The 1,141-nt window shown below is 65.6% G+C and carries 2 protein-coding genes; both read left to right on the top strand.

The window, feature by feature from the left end; translation table 11 throughout:
• The coding region (locus ACIQLF_RS21855; RefSeq protein ID WP_400303352.1) for an oxaloacetate decarboxylase at positions 1-513 on the top strand (513 nt) is incomplete at its 5' end.
• 17 nt (positions 514-530) lie between these two features.
• The coding region (locus tag ACIQLF_RS21850) for a citrate/2-methylcitrate synthase (protein ID WP_400303349.1) at positions 531-1,141 on the top strand (611 nt) is incomplete at its 3' end.

The raw sequence follows: 1,141 nt of genomic DNA, 5'->3' as shown, positions 1-1,141 counted from the left end.
ATGGTCAAGCGCATCGCCGCGGCGGCAGACGCACGCCGCGACCCGAACTTCCTGATCATGGCCCGCACCGACGTGCGCGCCGTGGAGGGACTGGAGGCGGCGATCCACCGGGCCAAGGCGCTGGTCGACGCCGGGGCGGATGCGATCTTCCCGGAGGCCATGAGGGACCTCGGCGAGTTCGAGGCCGTCTGCAACGCGGTCGACGTCCCGGTGCTGGCCAACATGACCGAATTCGGCAAGTCGGAGCTCTTCACCCGCCGGCAGCTGGCGGACGCGGGTGTTGCCATGGTGATTTACCCGGTGACACTATTGCGTAGTGCGATGGGCGAGGCCGAACGCACCCTCGAGGCCATCGCGGCCGACGGCACCCAGGAAGCCCGGGTCGATTCCATGCTGACCCGCGCACGCCTGTACGAGCTGGTCGACTACGAGGCATACAACCGCTTCGACAACGGCATCTTCAACTTCCAGGTCCCGGACCTGGACATCGATTCAAACAACGCGAATCTGTAGGAATCAGGAGCGAAGTGATTACCGAAACTGAGATCAAAAAGGGCCTGGCCGGAGTCGTCGTGGACTACACGGCCGTGTCCAAGGTCAACCCCGACACCAATTCGTTGCTCTACCGCGGCTACCCGGTCCAGGACCTGGCCGCGTCCAAGAGCTTCGAGGAGGTGGCGCTGCTTTTGTGGAACGGCGAGCTGCCGACCCAGGTCGAACTCACCGAGTTCATCGCCGCCGAGCGCGCCGGACGCACCCTGGATACCCGCGTCAAGGCCGCCATCGACCTGCTGCCGCTGGATTGCCACCCGATGGACGTGGGACGCACCGCCGTCTCGGTCATCGGCGCAAACCACGCACTGGCCAACGACTCCTCCCGCGAGGCCGAGCTGGTCAAGGCCAAGGAACTCTTTGCGGCCTTCCCGGCCGTGGTCGCCTACGACCAGCGCCGCCGCCGCGGCCTGGGCGTCGTCGAACCGCGCGAGGACCTGGACTACTCGCAGAACTTCCTGTGGATGACCTTCGGCGAGGAAGCCGCCCCCGCGGTCGTCGACGCGTTCCGCGTTTCCATGGTGTTGTACGCCGAGCACTCCTTCAACGCATCGACCTTCACCGCACGCGTGATCACCTCGACGCTTTC

Origin of the sequence: Paeniglutamicibacter sp. NPDC091659 (genome assembly GCF_044756805.1) — a bacterium.
In the GTDB taxonomy this organism is placed as follows: Bacteria; Actinomycetota; Actinomycetes; order Actinomycetales; family Micrococcaceae; genus Paeniglutamicibacter.
This window is presented reverse-complemented; position numbering and strand designations above follow the sequence as displayed.